This window comes from Cellulomonas persica, assembly GCF_007989825.1.
Taxonomy (GTDB): domain Bacteria; phylum Actinomycetota; class Actinomycetes; order Actinomycetales; family Cellulomonadaceae; genus Cellulomonas; species Cellulomonas persica.
This window is the reverse complement of the sequence record NZ_BJUA01000006.1, coordinates 140,676-156,461: the sequence shown is the minus strand read 5'-3', so window position 1 is coordinate 156,461 and position 15,786 is coordinate 140,676. Positions and strand designations below refer to the sequence as shown.

Here is a 15,786-nt window from a genome sequence, read left to right as displayed (position 1 = left end):
GTTGCCCGGCCGCGCGTGCCCACCGGGCCTCGTCGCCCGGGAGCTCCTCCCAGTCTCGTCCCGGTCCGTGGACAGTTCCACGGGACCTACGTCCGGGAGCCGTGACGTGCTGCGCCGCTGCCGCCGAGAGCCCGCCCACGCCTGCCACGTAGGATGGGCGGCGAGACCGCAGCGACGAAGGAGCGACGGCGCACGCCGATCACATGGCCGAGACGAACCCCGCACCGCACACCGGTGCACCCGCACGCGTCGAGCACCGCATCTCGGTCCCGGCAGACGTCTCGATGGTCGAGCTCCTGGGCCTGCGCGACGAGGTGCTCAAGGAGATCGAGTCCGGCTTCTCCGGCGTCGACGTGCACGTGCGCGGCAACGAGGTCCGCCTCGCCGGCCCGGCGGGCGACGTGGCGCTCCTGACCCGGCTCGTCGACGAGCTCGTCGAGATGACCGCCGCGGGCACGCCGCTCACGCCCGACGTGGTGCGCCGCACGGTCGCGATGCTCACCGCCGGCTCGCACGCGCGTCCCGCGGACATCCTCACGTTCAACATCCTGTCGACGCGCGGGCGCACGATCCGCGCCAAGACCGCGGGGCAGAAGGAGTACGTCGACGCGATCGACCGGCACACCGTGACGTTCGGCATCGGTCCGGCGGGCACCGGCAAGACGTACCTCGCGATGGCCAAGGCGGTGCAGGCGCTCAACGACCGCACGGTCAACCGGATCGTGCTCACGCGCCCCGCGGTCGAGGCGGGTGAACGGCTCGGGTTCCTGCCGGGCACGCTCGCGGAGAAGATCGACCCGTACCTGCGCCCGCTGTACGACGCGCTGCACGACATGGTCGACCCCGAGTCGATCCCGCGGCTGCTCGAGGCGGGCACGATCGAGGTCGCGCCGCTGGCGTACATGCGCGGCCGCACGCTCAACGACTCGTTCATCATCCTCGACGAGGCGCAGAACACCTCCGTCGAGCAGATGAAGATGTTCCTGACGCGCCTGGGCTTCGGCAGCAAGGTCGTCGTCACGGGTGACGTGACGCAGGTCGACCTGCCGTCGGGCACGACGTCGGGTCTGCGGGTGGTCGAGCGCATCCTCTCCGACGTCGACGACGTCGCGTTCTGCCGGCTGAGCTCGTCGGACGTGGTCCGGCACCGGCTGGTCAGCGAGATCATCGACGCGTACGCGCGCTGGGACGAGAACGGGAGCACGGGCCGCCGATGAGCATCGAGGTCAACAACGAGTCGGACTACGAGGTCGACGAGGGGGAGTTCGCCGCCCTGGCCCGGTACGTGCTCGACGAGATGCACGTGCACCCGCAGACGGACCTGTCGATCATGCTCGTCGGCACGGACGTCATGACCGAGCTGCACGTCAAGTGGATGGACGAGCCCGGCCCGACCGACGTGCTGTCCTTCCCGATGGACGAGCTGCGGCCCGGGCGCGACGGCGACGTCACACCGCCCGGCCTGCTCGGTGACGTGGTGCTGTGCCCGGAGGTCGCCGCGCAGCAGGCCGTCGTCGCGGGCCACTCGACCGTCGAGGAGCTCCTGCTGCTGACCACGCACGGGATCCTGCACCTGCTGGGGTTCGACCACGCGGAGCCCGAGGAGGAGAAGGAGATGTTCGGCCTCCAGCGCCGCCTGCTGCTGACCTTCCTGGCCGGCCGGTGAGCGACGTCCCGGTCGGGCTGCTCGTCGTCGTCGCGGTCCTGGGCACGGTCCTGGCCGCTGCTCTCTCGGCGGGCGAGGTCGCGGTCGTGCGCGTCACGCGCGCCGCGGTCACCGAGCTCGTCGCGCAGCGGCACGCCGCCGCCGCCCGCGTCCAGGCGCTCGTCGAGCACCCCCAGCGCTCCGCGTCGGCCGCGGCGTTCTTCCGGCTCGTCGCCGAGATGCTCGCCACGGTCTGCCTGACGATCGTCGTCGCCGCGAGCGACCTGCCGTGGTGGGGTGTGCTGCTCGGCGGCCTCGCGCTCAGCGTGATCGTGGCCTACCTGCTCGTCCGCGTCAGCCCGCGCACGATCGGGCGCCGCAACCCGGTGCGGACGCTCACGACGCTCTCGCGCCTGATGACCGCCGCGACCGTCCTCGGCGGACCGATCGCGCGCACCAGCGCGGCCGCGCGCGCCATGACCGAGGTCGACGAGGAGGAGCTGCGCGACATGGTGCAGCGGGTCTCCGAGTCCGAGGCGATCGAGGACGACGACCGCGAGCTGTTCCGCTCGGTGCTCGAGCTGGGAGGCACGCTCACGCGCGAGGTCATGGTGCCGCGCACCGACATGGTGACGACGCACGAGGACACGTCGCTGCGCAAGGCGCTCGCGCTGCTGCTGCGCTCCGGGTTCTCGCGCGTGCCGGTCGTGGGGGAGTCCGTCGACGACCTGCGCGGCGTGCTGTACCTCAAGGACATCGTGCAGCAGATCCCGATCGCCGCCGGTGCGGACCGCACGGGCGACGACGTGCTCGACGCGCCCGCGTCGTCGCTCGTGCGTCCCGCCGTGTTCGTACCGGAGTCCAAGCCCGTCGACGACCTCCTGCGCGAGCTGCAGGGAGGGTCGTCGCACCTCGCGATGGTGGTCGATGAGTACGGCGGCATCGCCGGGCTCGTGACGATCGAGGACGCGATCGAGGAGATCGTCGGTGAGCTGACCGACGAGCACGACCCGAGTGCGCCTGCCGTGGAGGACCTCGGCGACGGCGTGTACCGGGTGCCCGCGCGCCTGGGCCGCGACGAGCTGGGCGAGCTGTTCGGCCTCGAGGTCGACGACGAGGACGTCGACTCCGCGGGCGGGCTGCTGGCCAAGGCGCTGGGCAAGGTGCCGCTGCCGGGGTCGGCCGGTGAGATCCACGGCCTGCACCTCGTGGCCGAGCGCGTCGAGGGCCGGCGTCGGCGCCTCGCGACCGTCCTGGTCAACCGCGTGACCCCCGACGAACCGACCGACGACGACGAGCACGGAGCCGCACGATGACCGAGACCACCCCCGCGACCGACGGCGAGTTCCGGGCGGGCTTCGCGTGTTTCGTCGGACGGCCGAACGCGGGCAAGTCCACGCTCACGAACGCGCTCGTCGGCCAGAAGGTCGCGATCACGTCGGGGCGCCCGCAGACGACCCGCCACACGATCCGCGGCATCGTGCACCGCGACGACGCTCAGCTGGTCCTCGTGGACACGCCAGGCCTGCACCGGCCGCGCACGCTGCTCGGCGAGCGGCTCAACGACCTCGTCAAGGGCACGCTCACGGAGGTCGACGTCGTCGGCTTCTGCCTGCCCGCCGACCAGAAGGTCGGCCCCGGCGACCGGTTCATCGCCGACCAGCTCGCCGAGCTCGCGCGCGACCGTCGCGGCACACCCGTGGTCGCGATCGTCACGAAGGCGGACCTGGTCTCGCGCCAGCGACTCGCCGAGCAGCTGCTCGCCGTGCAGGCGCTCGGGGACTGGGCCGACATCGTGCCGGTCTCGGCGGTCGACGGCTACCAGGTCGAGGTCGTCGCGGACGTGCTGGTGTCCCACCTGCCCGTCGGGTCCGCGCTGTACCTCGAGGGCGAGCTCACGGACGAGCCCGAGGAGGTCATGGTCGCCGAGCTCGTGCGCGAGGCGGCGCTCGAGGGCGTGCGCGACGAGCTGCCGCACTCGCTCGCGGTCGTCGTCGAGGAGATCGTCCCGCGCGACCAGCCCGCGGCCGACGGGACCCCCATGCTGGACGTCCGCGTGAACCTGTACGTCGAGCGGGACAGCCAGAAGGCGATCGTCATCGGTCGTGGGGGAGCGCGGCTGCGGGACGTGGGCAGCGAGGCACGACGCGGGATCGAGGCGCTGCTCGGCGCGCGGGTCTACCTGGACCTGCACGTGAAGGTGGCCAAGGACTGGCAGCGTGACCCGAAGCAGCTCGGGAAGCTCGGCTTCTGACCGGCGGTGACGAGGCGAGGCGGGAGAGTCGCATGCTGAAGGAGGCCCGCGCGGACGAGCACCTGCTCACGGGCCCGTACCGCGTCGTCGCGAGCACGGTGCTCGGCGTCGTCGTGCTCGCGGTGCTCGGGGCGCTCATGGGGCCGCAGTGGGACCCGGTCCCCCTGACCGACCCGCTCGCCGTGGAGACCCCCAGCACGGCGATCGGGAACGCACCGCAGCTCGAGCGCTACGAGGTGCGGCAGCGTGTCGTGACCGTCGAGCTCGACGGCGCGAGCGTGCAGGCACAGCTCAGCGAGCCCGTGGGTGCCACCGGCCCGCGGCGCGGGATCGTCTTCGTGCACGGTGCGGGGACCGGGACGTACGACGAGGCGTTCTACGAGCAGGCGCGCGTGCTCGCCGAGTCGGGCGTGGTGACGCTCGTGCCGAACAAGCGGCTCGACACGTACACGCTGCGGCACCGCGACTACGTGCAGATGGCCGAGGACTACGCGCGCTCGGTCGCCCTGCTGCGCTCGCTGCCGGACGTCGACCCGGAGCGGGTCGGGGTGTACGCCGAGAGCGAGGGTGGCTGGATCGCGCCCGTGATGGCGGCGAACGACCCGACCATCGAGTTCGTCGTGCTCGTCTCGGCGCCCGTCGTCCCGCCGCGCCAGCAGGCGGCGTTCGCGGCCGACAACTACCTGCGCGCGACCGGCGTCCCGCACGGCGTGTTCCGCGCGATCCCGCGAGCCGTCGGCATGGCCATCCCGGGGGGTGGCTTCGAGTACATCGACTTCGACGTGACGTCCTACCAGCGCCGCATGACGCAGCCGGTGCTCATGGTCTACGGCACGGGCGACTCGTCGATGCCGATCGTCCAGGGCGCGATGCAGGTCATCCGCGACGCGGCGATCGCGGGCAGCTCCGACGTCACGGTCCGCTACTACGAGCAGGCCACGCACGGCATCCGCGTCGGAGGCGAGATCGTGCCCGCCTTCCTGCGGGACATGGCCGGCTGGGTCGTCGGCCTGCCCGAGACGGCAGGCGCCGCGCCCAAGGTCGCGGGCGACCAGCCGACGCAGACGTTCCTGGCGATGCCCGTGCCCGAGCCGCGCTGGCTGCACAACGGCGACGTCGTCGCCGTGACGCTCATCGCGTCCTGCCTCGTCGTGCTGGTCGCGGGACTCGTGGCGCCGGTCGCTCGAGGCGCGGAGGCGCTGTCCGCACGCCGGCGGGGCGCACCCGACCCGGCGTCGGGGGCCGGCGACCGTCCGCCGCCTCTCGTCCATCGGTACGCGCCCGGCGTGGCGCGCTGGGCGGGTGCGCTCGGCATCGGCGTCGTCGTCACGGTCGTGGGCTTCGTCTGGTACATCCTGGCGATCGCCCGGCTCGCGCTCGACTACACGAGCAACGGGTGGGTCGTGACGGGCGCGTGGATCGGCGTGCGGGCGTTGGGCATCCTCGTCGTGGCGGCGGCGGTGCTGCTGTTCCGCTCGATCAGGCGCAACCGCGCGCGGGGCGTGCCCGTCGCACCCGGAGCGGCCCGCGGGATCGCGCTCGTCGTGATGATCGCGGCCTCGGCAGTGCTGCTCGTCGTGCTCGCCTACTGGGGTGTGTACCAGCTCGGCATCTAGGATGCCCCGAGCGATCCAGGGCGAGGGGGACGATCGACCGCACTTCGGGCGGTCGTCCACGTCGCACGTCGCCGTGAGGCACCATGTGGAAGCCGCAGCCGGAGAACGGCCCGCGGACCGGACGTCGGAGAGGAGGACGCGTGCGCACGTCGTGGGGCTCAGCCACCGACCGCGGGCTCGTCCGCGAGGTCAACGAGGACGCGCTGCTCGCGTACCCGCCGGTCTTCCTCGTCGCCGACGGCATGGGCGGTCATGACGCGGGTGACCTCGCGAGCCGCATCGCGGTCGAGGAGTTCGCCCAGCTCGCCGGGCAGAGCGCGGCGACCGCCGACGACATCCACGCATGCTTCTCGCGGACCTCGGCGCGGATCCGCAGCGAGTTCACGGGCGGCCGCCAGGGGGGCACGACCGTGGCGGGCGTCGCGGTGACCGTGCACGACGACACGGCCTACTGGCTCGTGTTCAACGTGGGCGACTCGCGCGTGTACCGCTGGGCGGAGGACGCGCTCGAGCAGGTCAGCGTCGACCACTCCGTGGTCCAGGAGCTGCTCGACGAGGGCCGCATCGAGGCCGCGGACGCCGACACCCACCCCGAGCGGCACGTGCTGACGCGCGCGCTCGGCACGGGCGACGAGCCCGAGCCCGACTACTGGCTGCTGCCCGCGGGCCTGCACGACCGCCTGCTCATCTGCACGGACGGGCTCACGCGTGAGCTCGGCGACGCCGAGATCGGCGCGGTCCTGGCGCAGGTGGCCGACGCGCAGGACGCGGCGAACGAGCTCGTGCGCCGCTCGCTCGACGCGGGTGCGCGTGACAACGTCAGCGCGGTCGTCGTCGACGTCGCGACGTCCGCCGGCGCGCTCGACGACGTCCACATCACCGTGCCACGCGCGGGTTCGCAGCTCGGTCCCCACCTGTGGGACGAGATGCTGCACGGGGCGACGGTGCCCCGGACCCGCCGACCGTCCACGTCCACGCCGCCCTCGGGCGTCGACGTCCCGTCCCAGGAGGTCACGTCATGAGCGTCCCCGAGTACCTGCCCGGCACCTGGTCCGCCGTCTCGCGCCCCGGGTTCGTCGCGCTACTCGGGCCCACCGCGAGCCCCTCGACGGCGCGCGCGCTGTGGGAGGCGTCGGCGGACGGGCTGCTCGCGGGCCTCGTCGTGCTCGCGCGCAACGGGTTCGGCGGGCTGCCGTCGTTCGCGCTCGTGCACGTCGAGCGCGGCCGCGCGCACCTCGCGCTGCGGGGTGACGTGACCGCCGAGGTCGGCACGCCGAGCGGCTCGCACACCGTCCGGGCCGGCGAGGTCGGCACGTGGTCCGAGCAGGTCTACGACGACGTGACGTGGGTGCGGCTGCGCAGTGACGGCTCGGCCGACGAAGGTGCCGGCCTGCCGCTCGGCGACGGCGTGGCCGCGGCGTCGGCGCTGCGCGTCGTGCTCGTCGAGGACGGGGAGCTGACGGTCGTCGACGAGACGGTCGGGGACACGCTCGTCGGGGGGACCGCCGTCGGCGAGCAGGCGCCCGAGCCGCAGGAGGCGTCCGAGCCCGCCGTGATCGATGTGCCGGACCTCGCGCTGCCCGCGCCGACGGCCCCGGAGCCGAGCGAGCCCGTGCTCGACGCCCCTGTGCTTGAGGCCCCTGCGCTCGAGGCCCCTGTGCTCGGCGCTCCGGAGGCCGACGCGGCGGTGCCCGAGGCACCCGCCGACGAGCCTGCGGCCGACGACGCGGTCGTGGGCGCGGTCCCGGTCGACGACCCCGAGGATGCGGCGGTCGACGACGGGCCCGTACTCGACGAGCCGGTGCTCGACGATCCGGCCGGAGACGGGCTCGCCGCCGAGCCGACCACCGCCGAGCCGGCCACCCCCGAGCGGGCCACCTCCGAGCCGGCCACGTCCGAGCCGACGACCGACGACGAGCCTGCGCTCCAGGATGTCGTGCCCACGGCTGCCGAGCCCGAGCCCGTCCCGGCGCTCGTCGCGCTCGGAGCGCCGGAGGCTGACGTCGAGTCGACCGTGGACGGCGTGCGCACGCTCGTCGGCCCGGCGTCCGCGGACGACCACGACGGCCTGACGATCCTGTCCTCCGACCTCGCGCAGATCCGGGAGCAGCTGCCCGCCTGGGCGTCGCAGTGGCCGCAGGAGGGGCAGACGCCCGGACCGTTCGAGGTGCCGACCCCGGCGCCGGCCGTCGAGCCCGCGCGCCTCGTGCTGTCGACGGGCGTCGAGGTCACGCTCGACCGCACGGTGCTGCTCGGCCGTGCCCCGCAGGTCGCGCGCGTCACGAACCGCGAGCTGCCGCGGCTCGTCGCGGTGCCCAGCCCGCAGCAGGACATCTCGCGCACGCACGCCGAGGTCCGGGCCGAGGGCGAGCACGTGCTGGTGACGGACCTGCACTCGACGAACGGCGTGCACGTCTCCCGTCAGGGCGAGGGCGCTCGTCGTCTGCACCCGGGTGAGGCGAGCGTCGTCGTGCCGGGTGAGGTCGTGGACCTCGGCGACGGTGTCACGTTCACCGTCGTCGCCGGGGGTCGGTGACGACATCCGCATGACTTCCCGCATGTCAGGCCGCGCGACGGGGCACGACGCATGACGGCGCGACGCGAGGCCTCAGCGCCGCCCGTCCTGCCGGGCTACGCGCACGTCCGCACGCTCGGGCTCGGCGGGTTCGCGGACGTCTTCCTGTACCGGCAGGACCTGCCGCGCCGCGACGTGGCCGTCAAGGTGCTGCTCGCGGGGAGCCTGGACGACGAGGTGCGGGCCCGGTTCCAGACCGAGGCCAACCTCATGGCCCAGCTGTCGCACCACCCGTCGATCGTGACGGTCTACCAGGCGGACATCGCCGCGGACGGCCGGCCGTACCTGGTCATGGAGTACTGCTCGCGCACGGGTCTGGCCGAGCGGTACCGCACCGAGCGGATCAGCGTCGCCGAGGTGCTGCGCATCGGCGTCCGCCTGGCGTCCGCGGTCGAGACCGCGCACCGCGCGGGCATCCTGCACCGCGACATCAAGCCGGCCAACGTGCTCACGACCGACTTCGGCTGGCCCGCGCTCACCGACTTCGGGATCGCCGCGACCACCGGGCAGGGCGGGGGAGCGACGGTCGGCATGTCGATCCCGTGGTCGCCGCCCGAGCTGCTCGCGGAGCACCCGCGCGGTGACGAGCGCTCGGACGTGTACTCGCTCGCGGCGACGCTGTACTCGCTGCTCGCGGGGCGCACGCCGTTCGAGATCCCCGGCGGGCAGAACGGTGCGCAGCAGCTCGTCGCGCGCATCGAGCGTGCGCCGCTGCCGCCGACGGGGCGTGACGACGTGCCGGCCGAGCTGCACGCCGTGCTCGAGCGCGCGATGGCCAAGGTCCCCGAGCTGCGCCACCCGAGCGCGGCCGCGCTCGGCCGTGCGCTGCAGCAGGTCGAGGCCGACCTGCGGCTGCCGGTCACGCCGCTGGACCTGCTCGACGACGGCACGCCGCACGCCGACCCGGCACCGTCCCAGGGCGGCACGGACGTCGCCGACGCGACGCGGCTGCGCTCGATCGTCGCGGTCCCGCAGCCGGAGCCCGTGCGCGGCGACGACGACGCGACGCGCGTGCGCGGCCCGGTCACGGTCCAGCCCCAGCCCGCCGGACCCGGCTTCCTCACGCCCCCGCCGCCCCCGCCCGAGCCCGCGCCCGTCGGGGAACCTGACGTCGCGGACGACGACGACACCCGTCGCAGCCGGACGGTCGCGGCGGTCGTCTCGGGCGTCGTCGTGCTCGGGGCGATCGTCGTCATCGCCGCCGCGGCGCTGCGTCCGGGCGCCGGCGAGCCGCGGCCCGGCGACACCGACTTCCAGGAGACGGGCGGCAGCGCCGTCGAGGCGGTCGTGCCGAGCCCCCACTCGCTCGAGGGTGAGCGGGACGCCGCGGGCAACGTGACCTTCACGTGGGTCAACCCCGACCCGCGTCCCGACGACCACTACCTCTGGGGGGTCGTGACCGTGCAGGGGACGAGCAGGCCTGAGGTCGTCGAGCAGCCGACCGTCACGGTGCCCGCCGCGCAGTCGGGCGACGAGGTGTGCATCGAGGTCTCGATCGTGCGCGCCGACCGCCGCGCGTCCGCCAAGCCCGCGCAGGTGTGCGCATGAGGGGCTTCGCGGCGCGCCGGAACGTGACCACCGCGGCGGCGGTCGTCACCGTCCCCGCGGTCATCGCCGTCCTCGCGCTGCTCAACCCGGGCTTCCCGCTCGCGCGTGTCGAGCTCAACGACGGCGCGGTGTGGCTCACGGCCACCGACCTGAGCAAGCTCGGGCGCTACAACGTCCAGGTCGACGAGCTCAACGCGGGTCTCGTCGCGGAGTCGATGACGTTCGACGTCCTGCAGGACGAGGGTGACGTCGTGCTCGTCGAGCCGGGCAAGGTCTCGGTCGTGGACCCCGCCACGGTCGCGCTCACGACGCAGGTCGCGGCCGCGGGCGTGCAGCCGTCGATCGTCCCGGGCGGTGCGGTGTCGATGTCGGCGGGCGTCCTGTCGCTCGTCGACGGGGAGGGCGGCCTGTACGTGCGCCCGCTGTCGTCGCTCGACTCGATGCGCCCCGGCGAGGGTGAGCCGGACGTCGACCTGGGTCGCGGTGGGCGCGCCGTGGTCTCGACCGCGGGCGTCGCGTACGGCGTCGCGGCCGACGGCACGGTTTCGCGGGTCACCGCGGTCGGCGAGGGCGCGCGCGTGCAGGAGGACGGGTCGCTCGGCGAGGGCGAGCTCGACCAGCTCACGGCCGTCGGCGACGAGCCGGTGGGTCTGCGCGGCAGCACGGTCGTGACCCGGCACGGCTCGGTCGAGGTGAGCGGCACCAACCCCACGCTCCAGCAGCCGGGGCCCGCGTCGTCCCGCGTGCTCGTGGCGACCGACACCGATCTCGTCGAGGTCCCGCTCGACGGCGGCGACCCCGTCGCGCACCCCACGGACGGCTCCGGCAAGCCCGCGGCACCCGTCCAGGTCGGGACGTGCGCGCACGGCGCATGGGCGTCGGCGACCGGGTCCTACCAGCAGCTGTGCGACGGCAAGGCGCCCGTCGTGCAGGCGCTCGAGGACATGTCCGCACAGGACGAGCTCGTCTTCCGCGTCAACCGCTCGGCCGTGGTCCTCAACGACGCGGCGCGCGGCCGTGTGTGGGAGCCGCAGGAGGACACCGAGCTGCGCGTCCCGAACTGGGAGGACATCAAGGAGGAGGAGAACCCCGACGACGACGTCGAGGACTCCGAGTCCGAGATCAGCACGCAGGACCTCGCGACCGAGTGCTCGGCCGAGTCGTCGCCGCCGACCGCCAAGGACGACGAGTTCGGCGTGCGGCCCGGGCGCACCACGATCCTCTCGGTCCTGAGCAACGACTCCTCGTCGGACTGCGGGATCCTCGCGGTCCGGGAGTTCGAGTCGATCGCCTCGACGTTCGGGACCGTCGAGGCGATCCACGGCGGCCGGGCGCTCCAGGTCGACATCGCGCCCGGCGCGAGCGGCTCGCAGTCGTTCACCTACACGATCGACGACGGCCGCGGCACGTCCGCGCCCTCGACCGCGACCGTGACGCTCGTCGTGCACGACGACGGCGAGAACTCGCCGCCCGTGCAGGACCGTCAGGGGTCGTTCGAGGTCGAGCAGAACGGCCAGGCGACGTACGACGTGCTGGCGAACTTCCACGACCCCGACGGCGACGACCTGGTGCTCGTCGGCGCGAGCACCGACCCCGCGATCGGCACGGTGCGGTTCCGCCAGGACGGCACCGTCACGTTCCGCGCCGACGGGGGCAAGCTCGGCCGCGCGACGGTCGACGTGCTGGTCTCCGACGGCTCGTCGGACGACCCGACGCCCGGCACGGTCCAGGTCGACGTGCGCTCGGCCGGCTCGCTGCCGCCCCAGGTCGACCCCGTCCACGCGGTCACCTACGTCGACAAGCCGGTGACGCTCGAGCCGCTCGAGGCGGTGCGCTCGACGGGCGAGGAGCCCGCACGCCTCGCGTCCGTCGAGGAGGTCACGGGCGCGACGATCAGCGCCGACCTGCAGGCCGGCACGTTCACGTTCGCCGCGCCCCGGCCCGGCTCGTACTACGTGAAGTTCGTCGTCGCGGCGCCGCCGCAGCAGGCCACCGGCCTCGCGCGGATCGACGTGCGGGCGTGGCCCGAGGAGGCCGCTCCGCCGATCGCCGTGCGCGACCGAGCCTTCCTGCCCGCGGGCGGCGAGGTCACGATCGACCCGCTCGCGAACGACTCCGACCCCGCGGGCGAGATGCTCGTCCTGCAGTCGGTCGACACGTCCGGCGCCGACGGTCTCAGCGTCGCGATCCTCGAGCACCACCTCGTGCAGATCCGCTCGGAGCGCACGCTCGACCACGTCGTCGTGCTCCCGTACACGATCACGAACGGCACGAAGAGCGCGACCGGGCAGATCGTCGTGCAGCCCGTGCCGCCCGCGTCGTCGACGCAGCCGCCCGTCGTCGAGAACGTCGAGGCGACGGTCCGCACCGGGGGAGTCGTGACGATCCCCGTGCTCGACAGCGCCTACGACCCGGACGGCGACGCCCTCACGCTCGAGCCGAAGCTGGTCGAGGAGGTCGCCCCCGGCGACGGCCTGATGTTCGTCTCGGGCGACGTGCTGCGGTACCAGGCGCCCGCGAACCCCGTGACCGCGCGTGCGACGTTCGAGATCTCGGACTCGACCGGGGCGCGCACCGCGGCGACCGTGACCGTGCGCGTGCACGAGTCCGACCCGAGCACGAAGTCCCCGCCGCGTCCGCGCGACCTCGAGGCCCGTGTGTTCGCCGGGGAGACCGTGCGCATCAAGGTGCCGCTGATCGGCATCGACCCGGACGGTGACGGCGTGACCCTGCTAGGCCAGGCCAGCGGCGCTGTGAAGGGTCGCGTCGACAAGGTCGGGCCCGACTGGATCGAGTACTACGCGTACCCGACGGAGTCAGGGACCGAGACGTTCCAGTACGCGGTCGAGGACTGGGTCGGCCAGCGCGCCGTCGCGTCCATCCGGGTGGGGATCAGCCCGCGGCCGGGCGACACGGCGGCGGTCGTCGCGCGCGACGACGCCGTGACGATCAAGCCGGGGGAGCGCATCGAGGTGCGCGTGCTCGCCAACGACGTCGACAACTCCGGGGACGAGCTGTCGCTCGACCCCGTGCTGGAGATGGACGAGGGCGTCCAGGCCGAGGTCGTCGGACGCCGCATCGCGGTGACCGCCCCGACGAGCGCCGCGGTCATCCCGATCGTGTACCGGGTGACCAACTCGCGCGGCGGCCAGGACTTCGCGACGCTCACCGTGACGGTCGACCCCGACGCGCCCGTGCTGCCGCCGATCGCCGAGGACGTGGTCGTGCCCGCGACCGAGACGTTCGGGCTCACCGAGGTCGTGGTCGACGTGCTCGCGACCGCGCAGAACCCGAGCGGACCGCTCAGCGACCTCGAGGTCCGCGTCCCCGACTCCATCGCGCAGGTCGCGACCGTGACCCCCGACGGCAAGGTCCTGGTGACGCTGACGGACCAGACGCAGACGCTGCCGTTCCAGCTCGTCAACAGGCGTGCTCCGGAGACGGCCACCGCGTACGCGTTCATCACCGTGCCCGCGCTGGGGTTCATCCGGCCGTCGCTGCGGCCCGGCGCGCCCGAGCTGCGCGTCGCGTCCGGCGAGGAGCTGACGATCGTGCTCGAGGAGCAGATCAAGGTCGCCCAGGGCCGGCAGCCGTCGGTCGCGGACGCGCTGCAGGTGACCGCGACGCGCGGCACCGTCAGCATCAGCAGCGACGGCCGCGAGGTCACGTTCACGCCCGCCGCGGAGTACGCCGGACCGGCGTCCGTGACGATGCCCGTGACGGACGCGACGAGCGCGAACGACACCTCGGCGCGCACGTCGTTCCTCACGCTGCCGATCGAGGTGTTCGCGGTCGACGACCACCCGCCGACGTTCGTGCCGGCGACGATCGAGGTCGGACCCGGTGAGCCCGTCACGCAGGTGGACCTGCGCGCGTTCACCTTGACGCCCGAGGGCGCGACACCGACCGAGAAGCAGTACTCGTACGCGGTCGCCTCGAGCGTGCCCGCCGGGTTCACGGCGACGATCGACGGCTCGGTGCTGTCGGTCGGGGCTGACGTCACGACCGACAAGGGCACGCGCGGCCTGCTGCAGCTGCGGATCGGGTTCGGCCGCAAGGGCCAGCTCGACACCCAGCTCGACCTGCGCGTGATCGCGAGCACGCGCCCCAAGGCGCACGTGCAGGACTGGACGGTCGACGACGCGGTCGAGGGCGAGCCGCGCACCATCGACGTGCTCGACGGCTCGTTCAACCCGTACCCGCAGAAGGACCTGCGGGTCGTCGGCGCGACGGTCCAGTCGGGACGCGGGACGGCCGCGGTCTCGGGCGCTCGGGTCACCGTGACGCCCGCGCCGGACTACATCGGCGAGCTCGTGGTCCGCTACCGGGTCCGCGACGCGATCGACGAGGCCGACCGTGAGGTCGAGGGCAGGATCTCGCTCAACGTCCGGGGCGTGCCCGACGCACCCTCGCAGCCCAAGATCGGCGAGGAGCGCGACCGCACCGTCGTGCTGTCGTGGGTCGCGCCGAACAGCCGCGGCGCCGCCATCACCGGGTACCGCGTCACGGCGCGCCCGGGCGGCCTCACCCAGACGTGCGCGTCCACGACGTGCACGTTCGACGGGCTGACCAACGACGTCACGTACACCTTCACGGTGGCGGCGCAGAACGCGGTCGGCTGGTCGCAGGAGAGCGCGGCGTCCGCGCAGGCGCGCCCCGACGCGGTGCCCGAGGCACCCGCGCGCGTCGACTTCGTCGGCTTCGGCGACGGCACGCTGTCCTGGAGCTGGCCCGACGCGGTGACGCACGGCTCGAAGATCGTCAACTACGAGGTGCAGATCACGCCCGCGCCGCCCAGCGGGAGCGCCGTGCTCAAGCCGACGGCGCCCAAGGTCACGTTCACGGACCTCGCGAACGGCACGGCGTACTCGATCCGTGTCCGCGCCGTCAACGCGCTGCAGGACCGTCCGAGCCCCTGGACGCCCTGGACGGGGACGGAGTGGCCGGCGGCCCCGCCGTCCGCGCCGACCGGGCTGCAGGCCGTGCGGACCGACACCGCTCTGGGCGGTCAGATCGACGTGTCCTGGTCGGCGCCCGCGACGAACAACGGCGACTCCGTGCAGTCGTACCGGCTCGTCGTGCGTGGGGGCGGCGAGGACCGGACCATCGAGACCGAGCAGCGCTCGCACGCGTTCAAGGCGCAGAACGGCACCGAGTACACGTTCGCCGTGCAGGCGCGGAACAAGGCGGGCTGGGGCCCGACGAGCGACACCGTGACCGCGCGCGCGTTCGGCGCGCCGCGGACGCCCTCGCTGGCCGAGCCCGTGGCCCCGGCCGGCTCGGGCACCGTGCGCCTGTCGTGGGACCGCGTCGACGACCGTGGCTCGCGCGTGACCTACGACGTCTACGACGGCGACTCGGTCGTCGGGTCGACCGAGGGCACGTCGTTCGAGCACTCCGGCCTGACCGGCGGCTCGTCGCACACCTACCGGGTCAAGGCGCGCAACGAGGGCGGCTCGAGCGACTTCTCGAACTCGCGCTCGGCGACCCCGACGACGCCGCCGGGTCAGCCCTCGGGTCTGCGCATGCAGAAGACCGGGGAGGGTGCGGGCGGTCGGCCCACGCAGATCACGGTCTCGTGGGACGCGGTCCCCGACGGCGGTGGCAAGAACCTCCAGTACGAGTGGAAGCTGGAGATGCGCGGGCGCGACGCGTCCGGCGGCCCGATCACCGGGACGTCGGCGACCGTCGACGTGTCCGACTGGAACATCAACTACTCCGGCTCCGACCTGACGCTGTCGGTCCGGGCGAGCACGGACATCGCCACGACCTCGTGGTCGAGCGCCACGGTGAACTTCTCGTGGGGTGCGGCGCCGTCCGAGCCGACGAGCGTGCAGCTCGCGCTGGACCCGGCGACGGCGCCCACGCGCGTGACGGCGACCTGGGCGCCGCCGACGAAGGACGGTGGGCTCGACATCACCTACGAGTTCTGCTGGTACCTCGACGGACGTCGGCAGGACTCGACGTGCCGGAGCGGGTTCACCGACCGTGCGAGCTCGTTCTCCGGGTTCGAGGTCAGGGACCGCGACCAGGAGGTCGAGCTGCGCATCCGAGCGCACAACGACCGCGGTGACTCGTCCGAGGTGCGTGAGCGCATCACCATCCCCGCGTACGTCGAGCCCGACCCGCCGCCCGACGAGTGACCGTG

The 15,786-nt window shown here is 73.5% G+C and carries 9 protein-coding genes; all 9 read left to right on the top strand.

Features of this window, described 5'->3' with window-relative positions; translation table 11 throughout:
* Positions 1 to 203: 203 nt before the first annotated feature.
* The 9 genes from CPE01_RS07760 (at position 204) to CPE01_RS07720 (ending at position 15,781) form a co-directional block, all read left to right on the top strand.
* Entirely contained in the window at positions 204 to 1,217 is a 1,014-nt protein-coding gene (locus CPE01_RS07760) for a PhoH family protein (protein WP_146806075.1), read from the top strand.
* Positions 1,214 to 1,666 carry an rRNA maturation RNase YbeY gene (ybeY, locus tag CPE01_RS07755; RefSeq protein ID WP_146806074.1) on the top strand — a complete coding sequence of 151 codons (453 nt, stop codon included), beginning with the start codon at positions 1,214 to 1,216 and terminating at the stop codon, positions 1,664 to 1,666. Before CPE01_RS07760 ends, ybeY begins: the two co-directional genes overlap by 4 nt.
* Entirely contained in the window at positions 1,663 to 2,961 is a 1,299-nt protein-coding gene (locus tag CPE01_RS07750) for a hemolysin family protein (protein ID WP_146806073.1), read from the top strand. The genes ybeY and CPE01_RS07750 overlap by 4 nt, the downstream gene beginning before the upstream one ends.
* Complete coding sequence (gene era / locus CPE01_RS07745; protein WP_146806072.1) at positions 2,958 to 3,899, top strand: GTPase Era; 942 nt, start codon at positions 2,958 to 2,960, stop codon at positions 3,897 to 3,899. Before CPE01_RS07750 ends, era begins: the two co-directional genes overlap by 4 nt.
* Positions 3,900 to 3,931: 32 nt before the next feature.
* The gene (locus tag CPE01_RS07740; protein ID WP_146806071.1) at positions 3,932 to 5,515 is read left to right on the top strand and encodes an alpha/beta hydrolase family protein; all 1,584 of its coding nucleotides are present in this window, start codon (positions 3,932 to 3,934) and stop codon (positions 5,513 to 5,515) included.
* A 140-nt stretch (positions 5,516 to 5,655) separates the two neighbouring features.
* Positions 5,656 to 6,537: a PP2C family protein-serine/threonine phosphatase gene (locus CPE01_RS07735; protein WP_146806070.1), complete on the top strand. Its 882-nt coding sequence runs from the start codon at positions 5,656 to 5,658 to the stop codon at positions 6,535 to 6,537.
* Positions 6,534 to 8,051, top strand: a complete 1,518-nt coding sequence (locus tag CPE01_RS07730; protein WP_146806069.1) for an FHA domain-containing protein — start codon at positions 6,534 to 6,536, stop codon at positions 8,049 to 8,051. Before CPE01_RS07735 ends, CPE01_RS07730 begins: the two co-directional genes overlap by 4 nt.
* Before the next feature lie 51 nt (positions 8,052 to 8,102).
* The gene (locus CPE01_RS07725; RefSeq protein ID WP_146806068.1) at positions 8,103 to 9,638 is read left to right on the top strand and encodes a serine/threonine-protein kinase; all 1,536 of its coding nucleotides are present in this window, start codon (positions 8,103 to 8,105) and stop codon (positions 9,636 to 9,638) included.
* A complete protein-coding gene (locus tag CPE01_RS07720; protein ID WP_146806067.1) occupies positions 9,635 to 15,781 on the top strand; it encodes an Ig-like domain-containing protein in 6,147 nt (2,048 codons plus the stop codon). Before CPE01_RS07725 ends, CPE01_RS07720 begins: the two co-directional genes overlap by 4 nt.
* Positions 15,782 to 15,786: the final 5 nt, after the last annotated feature.